Genomic DNA, 13410 nt, shown 5'->3' on the forward strand with positions numbered 1-13410 from the left:
AGCAGTTAATGTCTAGCTCTGCGCTTTAAGATGCCGCCTGCCGCTTCTTTAATGATACTGGTAAATATAAAAGCTTTGGGGTCAATTCCATGAACCATGTTTTTCAGGCGCCTTAATTCCATTCTGGTGACCACCGTAAAAACAATATCAACAGGCTGACTGATGTCAAAACTTTCTTTCATGAAGCCCCTTTCTCCCTTATAAACAGTAATGCCGCGGCCTAAACCTAATACCAGTTTTTCTTTTATCTTTTCGCTTTGGCCAGATATAATGGTGACACCGGTATATTCTTCGATACCTTCAATTACAAAATTGATCGTACGCGAAGCTGTATAATAGGTGAGTATGGAATAAAGTGCTACTGGCAGACCTAATTTGAAGGCTGCTATTAAAAAAATGACGATGTTGATGCCTAATATAATCTCACTGATAGTAAAACTGATGCGTTTCCCTGTATAAAGCGCCAATACTTCAATACCATCAAGCGCACATCCGCCTCTCATAGCAAGACCTACACCCAATCCCATAAATACACCGCCAAAAATTGAAACTAACAACTTATCGGATGTAATCTGTGGATACTCAATAAAATGAAGACAAAGCGCAAGGCCTACAACAGCTGCTAATGTCTTTAAAGCAAATGTTTTGTTGATTTGGAACGCACCCATAATGATAAAGGGAAGGTTCGCCAATATAATTACAAATCCAATATTCCAGTGGTATAATTCGCGGATTAACAAGGAAATACCAGTCACTCCACCATCAAAAAACTGGTTGGGCACCAAAAAACCTTTTAATGCAAAGCCACAGAACAAAATGCCGGCAATGGTATAAAGCGTATCAATTATGCTTTGTTGGGTATTTATTGGGGTCATATTGTTTTTGATTGTACAATTTCTAAATTTTGCTCTTTTTGATATTTTCTTAGTTTGATTGCTGTTGCGGTAAAATAATGATGCTTTTGCAGGAATTCCTCCTGTATTCTGTCCCACTCTTCCCTGTTTGAGATGTTACCAATAGCAATCATTTCGGTATAAAGCTTTTCAGATATACTAAAAAAATCATCCCGACCCAAATAGTTTAGATCGGCATCGCAAATGATTTTTTCCAGATGCGATTGTGGGTTTTGGGGTATTTTCGTTGCCATTATGATACTACAAATAGTATTTATATCTTCCTTGTTATATTGAAACTGTGGCAGATATTTTCTCGCTATTTCACATGAGTGCTGCTCATGATTATAATTTTGTTCAAGATATCCTGCATCGTGGTAAATTGCGGCAATAAGGAGTAATTTCAAATCCCCAGCGTTAATACCTTCTCCTTTTGCAATTTCTTTGGCACATTGGTATACGTCAAGCGTATGATGTATGGTATGGTAATACAGATGCGCGGGCGATTCCTTAATGAGTTTATCCAAAATAACTTTGCATTCAGGCAACTGTTTCATAATAACATAAATAGTTCATGGCTAAGATATTAAAAGAATGAGATTAATCTTAAAATTATTACAAATAATTAGTTGTCAATATTCAGAAAAGATAAGAAGCTCGGTATTTTAAATTATTTATTCAAAAAACGATGTAAAAATGAAGCGGAATGCGAAAATATAGATAAACAAGTTTCAGTGAGTTTTGAAACAGTATTTCTCAATATGATTAAAAACAAAAAACCGTAAACACTTAATTAAAAGAATTTACGGTTTTATTTTGTGGAGAATACGAGATTCGAACTCGTCACCTCTTGCCTGCCAGGCAAGCACTCTAGCCAAATGAGCTAATCCCCCAACTATATCGCAAATATAAGATATTAATAAAGCAAAAAGCAAATTTCATAAATACAAATCGATTCTATTCGAAAAAAAAGCAAAAGCATCCTCTATTATTTTTAACTTTACATCAAAATAGCTGCTATGATAACAAAAAATTCAATGGGTTCACTAATTACAACAATAGAAAACAAAATTGCTACGCTCGAATTTGGGCATCCTGCCAGCAATTCCTTTCCGCGGGAATTATTGGACCGGGTAACAATTGAACTTAATAGTTTGAGTGATAATCCGGATGTTTCCGCTATTGTAATGCGAAGTGAAGGCGTTGGTGCTTTTTGCGCAGGTGCTTCATTTGATGAACTTTTAGCAGTTTCGAATCTGGAAGAAGGAACAAAATTCTTCTCCGGATTTGCACATTTGATCAATGCAATGCGAAGTTGTAAGAAATTAATTGTAGGTCGAGTTCACGGTAAAGCAGTAGGTGGAGGTGTAGGAATTGCTTCGGCTTGTGATTATGTATTTGCTACGAATAATGCGGCTGTAAAATTATCTGAATTGGCGATTGGTATCGGTCCGTTTGTTATAGAACCTTCCGTTTCAAGAAAAATAGGAAAAACGGCATTGGCCGAAATGACTTTGGCGGCTCACGAATGGAAATCGGCTGATTGGGCAAAGGAAAAAGGATTGTACGCTGATACTTTTGAAAACACGGAGGATCTTGATGCGGCATTAGAAAATTTTTGTTCCAAATTGGCCAGTTACAATCCGGAAGCTTTGATTGAGATGAAAAAAGTCCTTTGGGAAGGAACTGATCATTGGGAAACATTGTTGTTAGAACGTGCTGCAATCACTGGTAAATTAGTGCTTTCAGAATATTCGAAACAAGCATTAACGCAATTTAAAAAATAAATTAAGATGACAATTATAGCACTTGCGCAACAAGTAAATATTGCAGAAAAATTAAAAAACGCAACCGACAACAGTTATCAGACGGGCGTAATTATTGGGTCTTTTGTACCCTTTGTGATTTTAATCGGATTGGCTTATTGGATGTATTCCAATGCAAAAAAAAGAGACAAAAACGGTTAATTATTCACTAAATTTGCAATCAAAATAAAATCCGATGAGCAATATCAGAATTACAAAACAATTTAGTTTCGAAACCGGCCATGCCTTATATGGCTATGATGGGAAATGTAAAAATGTTCACGGGCACAGTTATAAATTGTCAGTAACCGTAATTGGGACTCCAATCACGGATAGAAATAACGTTAAGTTTGGAATGGTAATCGATTTTACAGATTTGAAAAAAATTGTAAAAGAGGAAATTGTCGACCAATTTGACCATGCAACGGTTTTTAATGAAACGACACCTCACATAGAATTAGCAAACGAATTAATAAGTCGTGGTCATCATGTTATTTTGGTAAATTATCAGCCAACAAGCGAAAATATGGTAGTCGATTTTTCTCAAAGAATAATCAGCCGATTACCCGAAGGAATCACTCTTTTCTCCTTAAAATTGCAAGAAACAGAATCTTCTTTTGCAGAATGGTTTGCAAGTGATAATTTCAAATCCATACTTTAATTTCATGCAATTACCGAACAACAAAAAAATATATTTTGCCTCCGATCAACATTTTGGAGCACCAACTCCTGAATTGAGTTTTCCGAGAGAACAAAAATTTGTGGCTTGGCTCGATGAAGTTAAAAAAGATGCAGAAGCTATTTTTTTATTAGGCGATTTATTTGATTTTTGGTTTGAATACAAAACAGTTGTCCCAAAAGGATTTGTTCGTGTTTTAGGTAAACTAGCTGAAATCCGAGACAGTGGTATTCCTATTTATTTTTTCGTGGGAAATCACGATTTGTGGATGGAAGATTACTTCCAGAAAGAATTGAATATCTCGGTTTATCATGACAATCAAGAGTATACTTTTGGAGTTAAAACATTTCTGGTAGGTCATGGCGACGGAAAAGGTCCTGGCGACATGGGTTACAAACGAATGAAAAAAGTATTTACAAATCCATTTTCAAAATGGCTTTTTAGATGGCTTCATCCGGATATCGGAGTAGCATTGGCACAATATCTTTCCGTAAAAAATAAGTTAATTTCCGGTGATGAGGATGTGACCTTTCTTGGCGAAGATAACGAATGGTTAATTTTATACTCTAAAAGAAAACTAGAAACCAAGCACTACAATTACCTTGTTTTTGGACACCGTCATTTGCCTATGAAAGTAACGGTAGGTGAAAATTCCGAATATGTCAATCTTGGTGACTGGATTACGTATTTTACCTATGGCGTTTTTGATGGCGAAAATTTCGAAATTAAAAAATACTAATTATTCTCCCTTTTCATGTTCGTCAATATCCTTTTGCAAGTCCAGTTTTCTAAAGCCTGGCGAGAAGATTCCTGTTCCAAGTACAATTAGTAATGTCATGCTTCCACCAAAAACAACGGAAGTTACTGTTCCCATTAGCTTTGCTGTCAATCCACTTTCAAAAGCACCCAGTTCATTAGAAGAACCTACAAAGATTGAATTCACTGCCGAAACTCGGCCTCGCATGTGATCAGGTGTTTTCAATTGCAAAATAGTTTGACGAATTACCACTGAAATTCCATCGACAACGCCACTAAAAAATAATGCCAATACAGACAACCAGAAAATAGTGGAAAGTCCAAAGACAATAATGCAAACACCAAAAGCGAAAATAGCCGACAAAAGCTTCATTCCAGCGTTTTTATTCATAGGGACATACGCTGAAACAATCAATATTAAAAAAGAACCAACTGCAGGAGCAGCTCTCAATACACCAAAACCTTCGGGGCCAACTTTTAAAATATCCTGGGCAAAAATAGGTAACAACGCAACGGCTCCACCAAAAAGTACCGCAACCATATCCAGTGATAATGCGCCCAAAATGGTTTTGTTTTGGAAAACAAACTTCACGCCTTCTTTCAAACTATCCATTATAGGTTCCCCAATTTTTGGATTCAAAATAGGCTTAGTAGCTATTTGTGACAAAGCGATTAAGGAAAAAATAGAACATAAAAATACAGAACACATCGACCAGTGAACGCCAATCAAAGTGATTGAAAATCCTGCTACTGCAGGCCCTAAAACCGAACCTATTTGCCAAACCGAGCTGCTCCATGTAGCAGCATTTGGATATACTTTTTTAGGAACAATCAAGGATAAAAGCGAAAATATTGTTGGACCAAGAAAGGAGCGTACAATTCCTCCCAGAAAAACCAGAAAATAAATACCATACAAAATCGCTTTTGTAGAATATCCGCTAACAACCGGCGGCCATGTTAACAAAAACAACCCGAAACTGATTACTGAAAACCCTAAAATGCACTTAAAAAGAAGCCCTTTTTTTTCCTTTTGATCTACAATATGTCCTGCAAATAAAGCCATAGCAATAGCAGGAATTACTTCCATTAATCCAATGATTCCTAGTGAAAGCGGATTTTTGGTCAAACTATACACTTGCCATTCGATAACAATAAACTGCATAGACCAGGCAAAAACCATAGCAAAGCGCAATAATAAAAAGGTTTTGAATTCTTTATAACGCAAAGCTGCGTAGGGATCGTGTGTTTTCTTCATTTCAGTAACCTAAATTATTTAATATCTCTCAATCGTAATTGCAAACTCACTTTTCCGTTCCATTCATTTTCATCAATGCAATACACGGCATCGAATGTTTTTTGGGTTGTAGTCAAATCGAATTTTTCGCCTAAGCCAAAACCAATGGCAGCGATACCTTCGGAGTTATTTTGTTTTACAAAAAGTCTTAAATGTTCTTCTTCTTGGCCCATCGGTTTTCCGTAACCGGTGTCTTTTACGTTTTTGGTCAGGAAAATGGGTGTCATATTTTGGGGTCCAAAAGGCTCGAATTGTTTTAAAATTCGTGTCAATTTTGGAGTGATATCAGCAAAGTTAATTTCAGCATCCACCGAAATTTCTGGAGTCAGCATGTCAGGATGAATGGTTCTTTCGACCTCTTTTTCGAAAGCATCTTTGAATAATTGGTAGTTTTCTTTTTTCAAAGTCATTCCGGCGGCATACATGTGACCACCAAATTGTTCCAAATGTTCAGAACAGGCTTCGAGTGCATTATAAACATCAAATCCTTTTACAGATCTGGCCGAAGCTGCGTATTTATCTCCACTTTTAGTAAAAACAAGTGTTGGACGATAATAGGTTTCAATCAATCTCGAAGCGACAATTCCAATCACGCCTTTGTGCCAATCCTCTTGGAAAACCACTGAAGTAAATCGATCTTTTTCCTGATTATTTTCAATTTGTGAAAGCGCTTCTTTAGTGATTTGTTTGTCTAATTCTTTCCTGTCTGAATTGTATTTTTCAATTTCAGAAGCAAATTGTTGGGCTTGTTCAAAATCAAATTCGGTTAACAATTCCACCGCGTGATTGCCGTGTTTGATGCGTCCGGCAGCATTGATTCTTGGTGCGATGATAAAAACGACATCGGTAATATCTAAGGTTTGTTTTTTTACTTGATGTATTAACGCTTTGATTCCTGGTCTTGGTTCGGAGTTGATTACCTGTAAACCAAAATAAGCCAAAACCCTGTTTTCACCGGTCATTGGAACGATGTCGGCGGCAATCGCAGCAGCCACTAAATCTAAATAAGGAATTAAATCATCAATCGTCTGATTTCTGTTTTGGCCTAAAGCCTGAACCAATTTGAAACCAATTCCGCAACCGCATAATTCATCGTACGGATAAGTACAATCGTCTCGTTTTGGGTCAAGAACCGCTACGGCTTCGGGTAAAAATGGACCGGGTCTGTGGTGATCACAAATGATGAAGTCGATGTTTCGTTCTTTGGCGTAAGCCACATGATCTATCGATTTTATACCACAATCTAACGCAATAATAAGCGAGAAACCATTATCATCAGCAAAATCAATTCCTTTAAAAGAAATTCCGTACCCTTCGTCATAACGATCCGGAATATAAGTCGCCACATTTGAATAATAGGTTCTCAAGTACGAACAAACTAGAGAAACCGCGGTTGTCCCATCGACATCATAATCACCAAAAACAAGAATATTTTCCTCATTTTCGATCGCTTTTTCGATCCGAGCGACTGCTTTTTCCATATCTTTCATCAAATACGGATCGTGCAAATGATCTAATGAAGGTCTGAAAAAAGCCTTAGCTTCTTCGAATGTTTCAATACCGCGTTGCACTAATAAAGTAGCCACAAAATCTTCCACATTTAAAATTTTCGTCAAATGTTGAACGGTATCTTCGGAAGGTTTTGGTTTTGGAGTCCAACGCATATCAGTTTAGGATTTTAGATTTTATGAATTCAGAAAAGTTCTATTTGCTAATGTATGTCTGTCGTTTTAGTTTACGAATTATTAGCTCAGCTATCTTATTTCAATACTAATGAACTTCCATAAAAGGCAATTCCATCCCAACCGGTTTTTATGAAATTACGAATGTTTTGATGATCGGTTCCGTTTGGATTTTTTAAAACATCTTCGTAGTAATACACTCCAAAACAAGATAATGTTTCTGCTTGGCTTAGGTTTTGAATTTCGGCGAAAGCAAATAACTTGCAAGAACCCGAATTTTCTCCAGCGGCATTATGTTGCAGTCCGTTTTCAAATGACGTTGGTGTGAAATCATAGTTTTCTTCAATAACCGCAATGGTTTCTGCAAAGGTGATGGTTTCTGGAGTTTGCTTTAATTTTTCTAAGAAAGTTGTTAAGCTCATAATTATTTTATTCTTCGGGTGAAAATTTAGATTTTTTAGGTTCTTTTGTTATTGGTTTTCCGCCTACAACCACAACAATTTCTCCTCTTGGGGCTGTTTTTTCAAAATGAGTCAATACTTCTCGTACCGTTCCTCGGATATTTTCTTCATGTAATTTTGATAATTCTCGACAAACACAAACTGGTCTGTCTTCTCCAAAATAAGTAATAAACTCCGTTAAAGTTTTTAGTAATTTATGCGGCGAAACATATAAAATCATCGTTCGGGTTTCTTCGGCTAATGCCAAATAACGAGTTTGTTTCCCTTTTTTATCCGGTAAAAAACCTTCGAAAACAAATTTATCATTGGGTAAACCGCTGTTTACTAATGCAGGTACAAATGCTGTTGCGCCGGGCAAACATTCCACTTCAACTCCGTTTTCGACACATGCGCGGGTCAATAAAAATCCGGGATCCGAAATGGCAGGTGTACCAGCATCCGAAATCAAGGCAATATTTTCTCCTGCTTTTAAACGGGAAATCAAATTCTCCACGGTTTTGTGTTCGTTGTGCATATGATGGCTGTACATGTGCGTGCCAATTTCGAAATGCTTCAGTAATTTACCGCTCGTCCGAGTGTCTTCAGCAAGAATCAAATCGACTTCTTTAAGAATTCGAATGGCTCGAAAAGTCATGTCTTCGAGATTGCCAATTGGCGTAGGAACTATATATAATTTTGACATAAAATGTAAACCAATAATGTACTAATACTAATAAAAATATATTCCAGCGACTGACAAAAAATCAGTGTAAATTGCTGTAATATGGGGCTTTTTTAAAGGAATTTTTTCTCAATAACATCCATGAAACGCTCCTCATAATCCTCTTTTCCTTCCCAGTTGTTGTAATCCGGTTTCACCATATCCAGAATGAAATCTCTGGTTTCATAGAATGTGTCAAACGTAATTAATTGATTTAAAACACGGTTGTAATCCTCACTGCTATTGCCAAAAAGATGCTTTGTAAATGCAATGCGATCGTTCAAATCAATATTGATTCCTTTTGCTAATTTTTCGTTTAACGAAACTGTTTTTGGCTCAACATTCTCTGGAGTTTCTTCAGGAATACTAGCTGTTATTTTCTCTTCGGGATCAATTTCTTTAGGAGTTTCGATTACTATCGTAGTTGGTATGTTTTCAATTTGCTGCACTTTCACAAATTGGGTATCATTATAATTGCCACCTAATAAATCTTCGAAAGAAATTTGTACTACCTCATTTTTCTTAGGCGCTTCAATTTCAACTTCTTCTTTTTTCTGTTCCTCAATTTCATGTTCTTCTTCGATTTCTAAATTGAAAGCAGGAATGAATGGAGCAGTTTCAGGTTCTGTTGTTTCATCAGTGAGGATTTCTCCGTCTGTAACTAATTCCTCAATTTCTTCCTCTTCGTCTATAGGAGTTTCAATAACTTCTTCTTCCGAAATTACTTCATCAACAACTATATTTGTTGCAGGTTGTAATATGCCCGTCGTTTCTGTGTTTTGTTCCAAAGGGGTTTCAACTGCAACCTCTTCTTCTACTTCATCGATTACTTTACTGGGCTTTGATTGTATCAATTCCTCTTTGGCGAAAGCCTGTTCTATTTGTTTTTCAACTTCAATAATGCCAATAGTTGGTTTTATATCACCAAAATGTTCTTCTACAAATCGCAAGACAGAAAGTTTTTCGTATAATTTCTGTGTTTCCAGATATAATTGATTGATATCAGATTTATTTTTTAGCTGTAATATTCTGTGTGCAATGCTGATTAAATCGGCTTCCAATTTTTTTTTCATGACTTTGAAATTATAGTGTGTTAGGCGGGTCTTTTTTAATAAATTTCTTCCTGAGTTTTATTTAACGTAAGAAAGAAGTAAGCTTTACTCACAATATTATTATTTTGCAAATAAGTGTTCGTGAATCTTCGATTTAATAAAAATGTTATACTTTTGAAACGACGTAAAAGTATAAAATTTTCAAGACGATTTTATCCGTTACAAAGTAATAAAAACTATTCATTTTTTAAGTCAGAAAAATACAAAATGTTTCTCGAAAATACAGTAAATCACAAAGAACAATTTGGTTGGATCGAAGTCATTTGTGGCTCCATGTTTTCGGGTAAAACCGAGGAACTGATCCGTCGTTTGAAAAGAGCGCAATTTGCCAAGCAAAAGGTTGAAATTTTTAAACCGGAAATAGACACACGCTATCATGACAATATGGTAGTGTCCCATGATGCCAACGAAATTCGTTCTACGCCTGTCCCTGCTGCCGCAAATATTGCTATTTTGGCGCAAGGTTGTGATGTGGTCGGAATTGATGAAGCGCAGTTTTTTGATGACGAAATTGTCAAAATTTGTAACGATTTGGCAAACCAGGGAATCCGAGTAATTGTTGCTGGATTGGATATGGATTTCAAAGGGAATCCTTTTGGTCCAATGCCCGCATTAATGGCTACTGCCGAATATGTGACCAAAGTGCATGCCGTGTGTACCCGCACCGGAAATCTGGCTAATTATAGTTTCCGTAAAACCGACAATGACAAACTCGTCATGTTAGGGGAAACTGAAGAATACGAACCGTTGAGTCGTGCTGCGTATTATCATGCAATGAAGAAGGATCAGGGGAAGTAAAATCCTCTCCCCAACCCTCTCCGAAGGAGAGGGAGCCGGAACTGGATTGAAACATAAAACCCTTTCAGAGTTCGAAACTCTGAAAGGGTTTGTCTTTTATATAAACATTGTTTTTTGGATTACTTTAAAGAAAAAATTGACAGTAAAAATGTATAATTCTGGGTTGTAATTCGTAATCATTTACATCTTCTTTCTCATTCTAGCTACAGGAATATCGAGTTGTTCTCTGTATTTTGCAATTGTTCTTCTCGCGATTGGGTACCCTTTTTCTTTAAGAATTTCCGCTAATTGATCGTCCGGAAGTGGTTTTTTCTTGTCTTCCTCTTCAATAGTATTCTGGAGAATTTTCTTGATTTCCAGTGTAGAAACATCTTCGCCTTGATCATTTTTCATCGCTTCGGAGAAAAATTCTTTTATCAGTTTTGTACCGTAAGGTGTTTCCACATATTTGCTGTTGGCTACACGAGAAATCGTCGAAATATCAAGACCTACCATATCGGCAATGTCTTTTAGAATCATCGGTTTCAATTTAGTTTCGTCGCCCTCAAGGAAATATTCTTCCTGATAATGCATTATTGCATTCATGGTTACATAAAGCGTTTCCTGACGTTGACGAATTGCATCGATAAACCATTTAGCCGAATCCAGTTTTTGTTTGATAAACTGCACCGCATCTTTTTGCTGTGTTGATTTATCTTTAGAACTCTTATAAGTCTGCATCATTTCCTGATAATCTTTCGAAACGTGCAGCGAAGGAGCATTTCGTCCGTTTAAGGTCAGTTCCAGTTCACCGTCCACAATTCTGATGGCAAAATCAGGGACTACATTTTCAGTAACTTTGTTGTTTCCCGTAAAAGACCCGCCTGGTTTTGGATTCAGTTTTTCTATTTCGTTAATGGCTTTTTTAAGCTGTTCGTTCGAAACATTGTATTTTTGAATTAACTTATCGTAATGTTTTTTGGTAAACGCATCAAACTGATTTTCGATGATATCAGTGGCTAATTCTACGTATTCTGTTGGTGTTTTGTGTTTCAACTGCAACAATAAACATTCCTGCAAATCACGTGCACCCACGCCTGAAGGTTCCAGTTCATGAATGACTTGTAACATTCTTTCTACCGTTTTCTCATTGGTATAAATACCTTGAGTAAACGCCATATCATCTACCATATCAGGAACGCTGCGACGGATATATCCCATATCGTCAATACTTCCTACCAAAAATTCAGCAATTTCACGCTCTTCATCATTCAGAATAAAAGTATTCAACTGATTGATTAAATCTTGGTGGAAACTTACTGGTGCTGCAAAAGGCGTTTCGCGCTCATCGTCATCATCACTGTAATTATTGGCTTGCGTTTTATAATCGGGTGTGTCGTCGTTGCTTAAATATTCGTCGATATTAATGTCTTCGGCATCAATTCGTTCCGATTCCGCATCATCATAATCATCGTAATCTTCGTTTTCGAACTCGTCCTTTTCATACTCATCTTCTTCCTTTCCAGTTTCCAGTGCTGGATTTTCATTCATTTCTTCTAATAAACGTTGTTCAAAAGCTTGCGTAGGCAATTGAATTAACTTCATCAACTGTATTTGTTGTGGAGATAATTTCTGGGATAACTTTAAATTTAAGAATTGCTTTAGCATTTTATATTTTGTTGTTTTTGTTTAAGGTTTAAAGTTTCAGGTTGTTGAACTTGAAACGTTAAACTTGAAACAAATTTTTAGAATTCCGCATTCATTGGTGTTCTTGGAAAAGGAATTACGTCACGAATGTTCGTCATTCCTGTTACAAATAATACCAATCTTTCAAATCCAAGTCCAAAACCAGAATGAACTGCCGAACCGAATCTTCGTGTATCAAGATACCACCACAATTCTTCTTCGTCAATTCCTAAGGCTTTCATTTTTTCAACCAAAACTTCAAAACGCTCTTCTCTTTGAGAACCACCAACGATTTCTCCGATCCCCGGGAAAAGGATATCCATGGCGCGAACTGTTTTTCCGTCTTCGTTCAAACGCATGTAAAATGCTTTTATATTTGCCGGGTAATCAAACAAGATTACGGGACATTTAAAGTGTTTTTCTACTAAATAACGCTCGTGTTCTGATTGTAAATCAGCACCCCATTCGTTGATAATATAGTTGAATTTTTTCTTTTTATTTGGCGTACAATCTCTTAAAATATCAATTGCTTCCGTGTATGAAACACGTTTGAAATTATTTTCCAAAACAAAATTTAATTTATCAAGCAAAGCCATTTCACTTCTTTCAGCAACTGGTTTTGATTTCTCTTCATCCAATAATCTTCCTTCAAGGAATTTCAAATCTTCCGGACATTTTTCCATCGTGTATTTAATTACATACTGAATAAAATCTTCGGCTAAATCCATATTGTCATTCAAATCATTAAAAGCCACTTCTGGCTCAATCATCCAAAATTCCGCAAGGTGACGTGAAGTATTCGAGTTTTCAGCTCTAAAGGTTGGTCCAAAAGTATAAATCTGACCCAAAGCCATTGCAAAAGTTTCTCCTTCTAATTGTCCAGAAACCGTAAGGTTCGTTTCTTTCCCGAAGAAATCTTCTTTGTAATTCACTTTTCCATCTTCGGTTCTTGGCGTTCCGTCAAATGGCAAAGCGGTAACTTTAAACATTTCACCAGCACCTTCAGCATCCGATCCCGTGATGATGGGCGTATTCACATACACAAAACCTTTTTCTTGAAAATAGCTATGAACCGCATACGACAATACCGAGCGTACTCTCATAATTGCTCCAAACATATTGGTACGAACTCTTAAATGCGCATTTTCACGTAAGAAATCCAAGCTCGGTTTGTTTTTAGGTTGTATCGGGAATTTCTCTGCATCCGAATCTCCCAAAATTTCCAGTTTTGCCACCTGAATCTCAAATTTTTGTCCGGCACCTTTACTTTCTACCAAAGTTCCGGTTACAGATATTGCTGCTCCAGTTGTAATTCTCTTTAAAGTTTCGTCAGGTGTGTTCTCAAAATCGACAACACATTGTATATTATCAATGGTCGAACCATCGTTTAAGGCAATAAATTGATTGTTTCTAAAAGTTCTCACCCATCCTTTTGCATTTACTTCATGAAGTATCGTGGTACTGTTTAGTAAGTCTTTAACTTTTGTATGTCTCATTTTAATTATATAATTGATATTGAAAATTGTCTTGTGTCCGAACTGCAAATATAAATCATTTGTTTGTAA

Annotated in this window: 14 protein-coding genes and 1 tRNA gene; 5 read left to right on the plus strand and 10 right to left on the minus strand. The window is 36.5% G+C overall.

The window, feature by feature from the left end; all coding sequences use genetic code 11:
* Positions 1-5: 5 nt before the first annotated feature.
* The 3 genes from ACFX5F_RS00765 to ACFX5F_RS00775 form a co-directional block, all read right to left on the minus strand.
* The gene (locus tag ACFX5F_RS00765; protein WP_379848976.1) at positions 6-875 is read right to left on the minus strand and encodes a YitT family protein; all 870 of its coding nucleotides are present in this window, start codon (positions 873-875) and stop codon (positions 6-8) included.
* Positions 872-1450 (minus strand): HD domain-containing protein, encoded by a 579-nt coding sequence (locus ACFX5F_RS00770; RefSeq protein WP_379848978.1) that lies wholly within the window; start codon positions 1448-1450, stop codon positions 872-874. The genes ACFX5F_RS00765 and ACFX5F_RS00770 overlap by 4 nt, the downstream gene beginning before the upstream one ends.
* A 262-nt stretch (positions 1451-1712) precedes the next feature.
* A tRNA-Ala gene (locus tag ACFX5F_RS00775) sits at positions 1713-1786 on the minus strand.
* Positions 1787-1912: 126 nt separating this feature from the next.
* On the opposite strand from ACFX5F_RS00775, the gene ACFX5F_RS00780 reads away from it, so the two are divergent.
* From ACFX5F_RS00780 to ACFX5F_RS00795, 4 genes are read left to right on the plus strand one after another with little or no spacing between them, the layout of a single operon-like run.
* Complete coding sequence (locus ACFX5F_RS00780; RefSeq protein ID WP_379848980.1) at positions 1913-2680, plus strand: enoyl-CoA hydratase/isomerase family protein; 768 nt, start codon at positions 1913-1915, stop codon at positions 2678-2680.
* 6 nt (positions 2681-2686) lie between these two features.
* Positions 2687-2860 carry a hypothetical protein gene (locus ACFX5F_RS00785; protein ID WP_379848982.1) on the plus strand — a complete coding sequence of 58 codons (174 nt, stop codon included), beginning with the start codon at positions 2687-2689 and terminating at the stop codon, positions 2858-2860.
* 34 nt (positions 2861-2894) lie between these two features.
* Entirely contained in the window at positions 2895-3359 is a 465-nt protein-coding gene (locus ACFX5F_RS00790) for a 6-pyruvoyl trahydropterin synthase family protein (RefSeq protein WP_379848984.1), read from the plus strand.
* A gap of 4 nt (positions 3360-3363) precedes the next feature.
* Positions 3364-4116: a UDP-2,3-diacylglucosamine diphosphatase gene (locus ACFX5F_RS00795; RefSeq protein WP_379848986.1), complete on the plus strand. Its 753-nt coding sequence runs from the start codon at positions 3364-3366 to the stop codon at positions 4114-4116.
* On the opposite strand, the gene ACFX5F_RS00800 is transcribed toward ACFX5F_RS00795, so the two are convergent.
* The 5 genes from ACFX5F_RS00800 to ACFX5F_RS00820 all read right to left on the minus strand — a co-directional run bounded on the left by ACFX5F_RS00800 (position 4117) and on the right by ACFX5F_RS00820 (position 9343).
* Entirely contained in the window at positions 4117-5388 is a 1272-nt protein-coding gene (locus tag ACFX5F_RS00800) for an MFS transporter (RefSeq protein WP_379848988.1), read from the minus strand.
* A 14-nt stretch (positions 5389-5402) separates the two neighbouring features.
* Positions 5403-7091, minus strand: a complete 1689-nt coding sequence (gene recJ, locus ACFX5F_RS00805; RefSeq protein ID WP_379848990.1) for a single-stranded-DNA-specific exonuclease RecJ — start codon at positions 7089-7091, stop codon at positions 5403-5405.
* A 95-nt stretch (positions 7092-7186) separates the two neighbouring features.
* Positions 7187-7531 carry a HopJ type III effector protein gene (locus ACFX5F_RS00810; protein ID WP_379848992.1) on the minus strand — a complete coding sequence of 115 codons (345 nt, stop codon included), beginning with the start codon at positions 7529-7531 and terminating at the stop codon, positions 7187-7189.
* A 7-nt stretch (positions 7532-7538) separates the two neighbouring features.
* A complete protein-coding gene (rsmI, locus tag ACFX5F_RS00815; protein WP_379848994.1) occupies positions 7539-8252 on the minus strand; it encodes a 16S rRNA (cytidine(1402)-2'-O)-methyltransferase in 714 nt (237 codons plus the stop codon).
* A 92-nt stretch (positions 8253-8344) separates the two neighbouring features.
* Positions 8345-9343 carry a DUF8457 domain-containing protein gene (locus tag ACFX5F_RS00820; protein ID WP_379848996.1) on the minus strand — a complete coding sequence of 333 codons (999 nt, stop codon included), beginning with the start codon at positions 9341-9343 and terminating at the stop codon, positions 8345-8347.
* A gap of 246 nt (positions 9344-9589) precedes the next feature.
* On the opposite strand from ACFX5F_RS00820, the gene ACFX5F_RS00825 reads away from it, so the two are divergent.
* The gene (locus ACFX5F_RS00825) at positions 9590-10180 is read left to right on the plus strand and encodes a thymidine kinase (RefSeq protein WP_379848998.1); all 591 of its coding nucleotides are present in this window, start codon (positions 9590-9592) and stop codon (positions 10178-10180) included.
* A gap of 180 nt (positions 10181-10360) precedes the next feature.
* Here the strand turns inward: ACFX5F_RS00825 and rpoN are convergent, their stop codons facing one another.
* Complete coding sequence (rpoN, locus tag ACFX5F_RS00830) at positions 10361-11827, minus strand: RNA polymerase factor sigma-54 (protein WP_379849000.1); 1467 nt, start codon at positions 11825-11827, stop codon at positions 10361-10363.
* 77 nt (positions 11828-11904) lie between these two features.
* The gene (asnS, locus tag ACFX5F_RS00835) at positions 11905-13341 is read right to left on the minus strand and encodes an asparagine--tRNA ligase (RefSeq protein WP_379849002.1); all 1437 of its coding nucleotides are present in this window, start codon (positions 13339-13341) and stop codon (positions 11905-11907) included.
* Positions 13342-13410: the final 69 nt, after the last annotated feature.

This window comes from Flavobacterium zhoui (assembly GCF_042787235.1).
Lineage (GTDB): Bacteria > Bacteroidota > Bacteroidia > Flavobacteriales > Flavobacteriaceae > Flavobacterium > Flavobacterium zhoui.

What these genes read in the sequence shown, in the direction of transcription:
- ACFX5F_RS00765 (WP_379848976.1), bottom strand. Translation starts at nt 875, where the DNA reads ATGACCCCAATAAATACCCAACAAAGCATAATTGATACGCTTTATACC.
- ACFX5F_RS00770 (WP_379848978.1), bottom strand. Translation starts at nt 1,450, where the DNA reads ATGAAACAGTTGCCTGAATGCAAAGTTATTTTGGATAAACTCATTAAG.
- ACFX5F_RS00780 (WP_379848980.1), top strand. Translation starts at nt 1,913, where the DNA reads ATGATAACAAAAAATTCAATGGGTTCACTAATTACAACAATAGAAAAC.
- ACFX5F_RS00785 (WP_379848982.1), top strand. Translation starts at nt 2,687, where the DNA reads ATGACAATTATAGCACTTGCGCAACAAGTAAATATTGCAGAAAAATTA.
- ACFX5F_RS00790 (WP_379848984.1), top strand. Translation starts at nt 2,895, where the DNA reads ATGAGCAATATCAGAATTACAAAACAATTTAGTTTCGAAACCGGCCAT.
- ACFX5F_RS00795 (WP_379848986.1), top strand. Translation starts at nt 3,364, where the DNA reads ATGCAATTACCGAACAACAAAAAAATATATTTTGCCTCCGATCAACAT.
- ACFX5F_RS00800 (WP_379848988.1), bottom strand. Translation starts at nt 5,388, where the DNA reads ATGAAGAAAACACACGATCCCTACGCAGCTTTGCGTTATAAAGAATTC.
- recJ (WP_379848990.1), bottom strand. Translation starts at nt 7,091, where the DNA reads ATGCGTTGGACTCCAAAACCAAAACCTTCCGAAGATACCGTTCAACAT.
- ACFX5F_RS00810 (WP_379848992.1), bottom strand. Translation starts at nt 7,531, where the DNA reads ATGAGCTTAACAACTTTCTTAGAAAAATTAAAGCAAACTCCAGAAACC.
- rsmI (WP_379848994.1), bottom strand. Translation starts at nt 8,252, where the DNA reads ATGTCAAAATTATATATAGTTCCTACGCCAATTGGCAATCTCGAAGAC.
- ACFX5F_RS00820 (WP_379848996.1), bottom strand. Translation starts at nt 9,343, where the DNA reads ATGAAAAAAAAATTGGAAGCCGATTTAATCAGCATTGCACACAGAATA.
- ACFX5F_RS00825 (WP_379848998.1), top strand. Translation starts at nt 9,590, where the DNA reads ATGTTTCTCGAAAATACAGTAAATCACAAAGAACAATTTGGTTGGATC.
- rpoN (WP_379849000.1), bottom strand. Translation starts at nt 11,827, where the DNA reads ATGCTAAAGCAATTCTTAAATTTAAAGTTATCCCAGAAATTATCTCCA.
- asnS (WP_379849002.1), bottom strand. Translation starts at nt 13,341, where the DNA reads ATGAGACATACAAAAGTTAAAGACTTACTAAACAGTACCACGATACTT.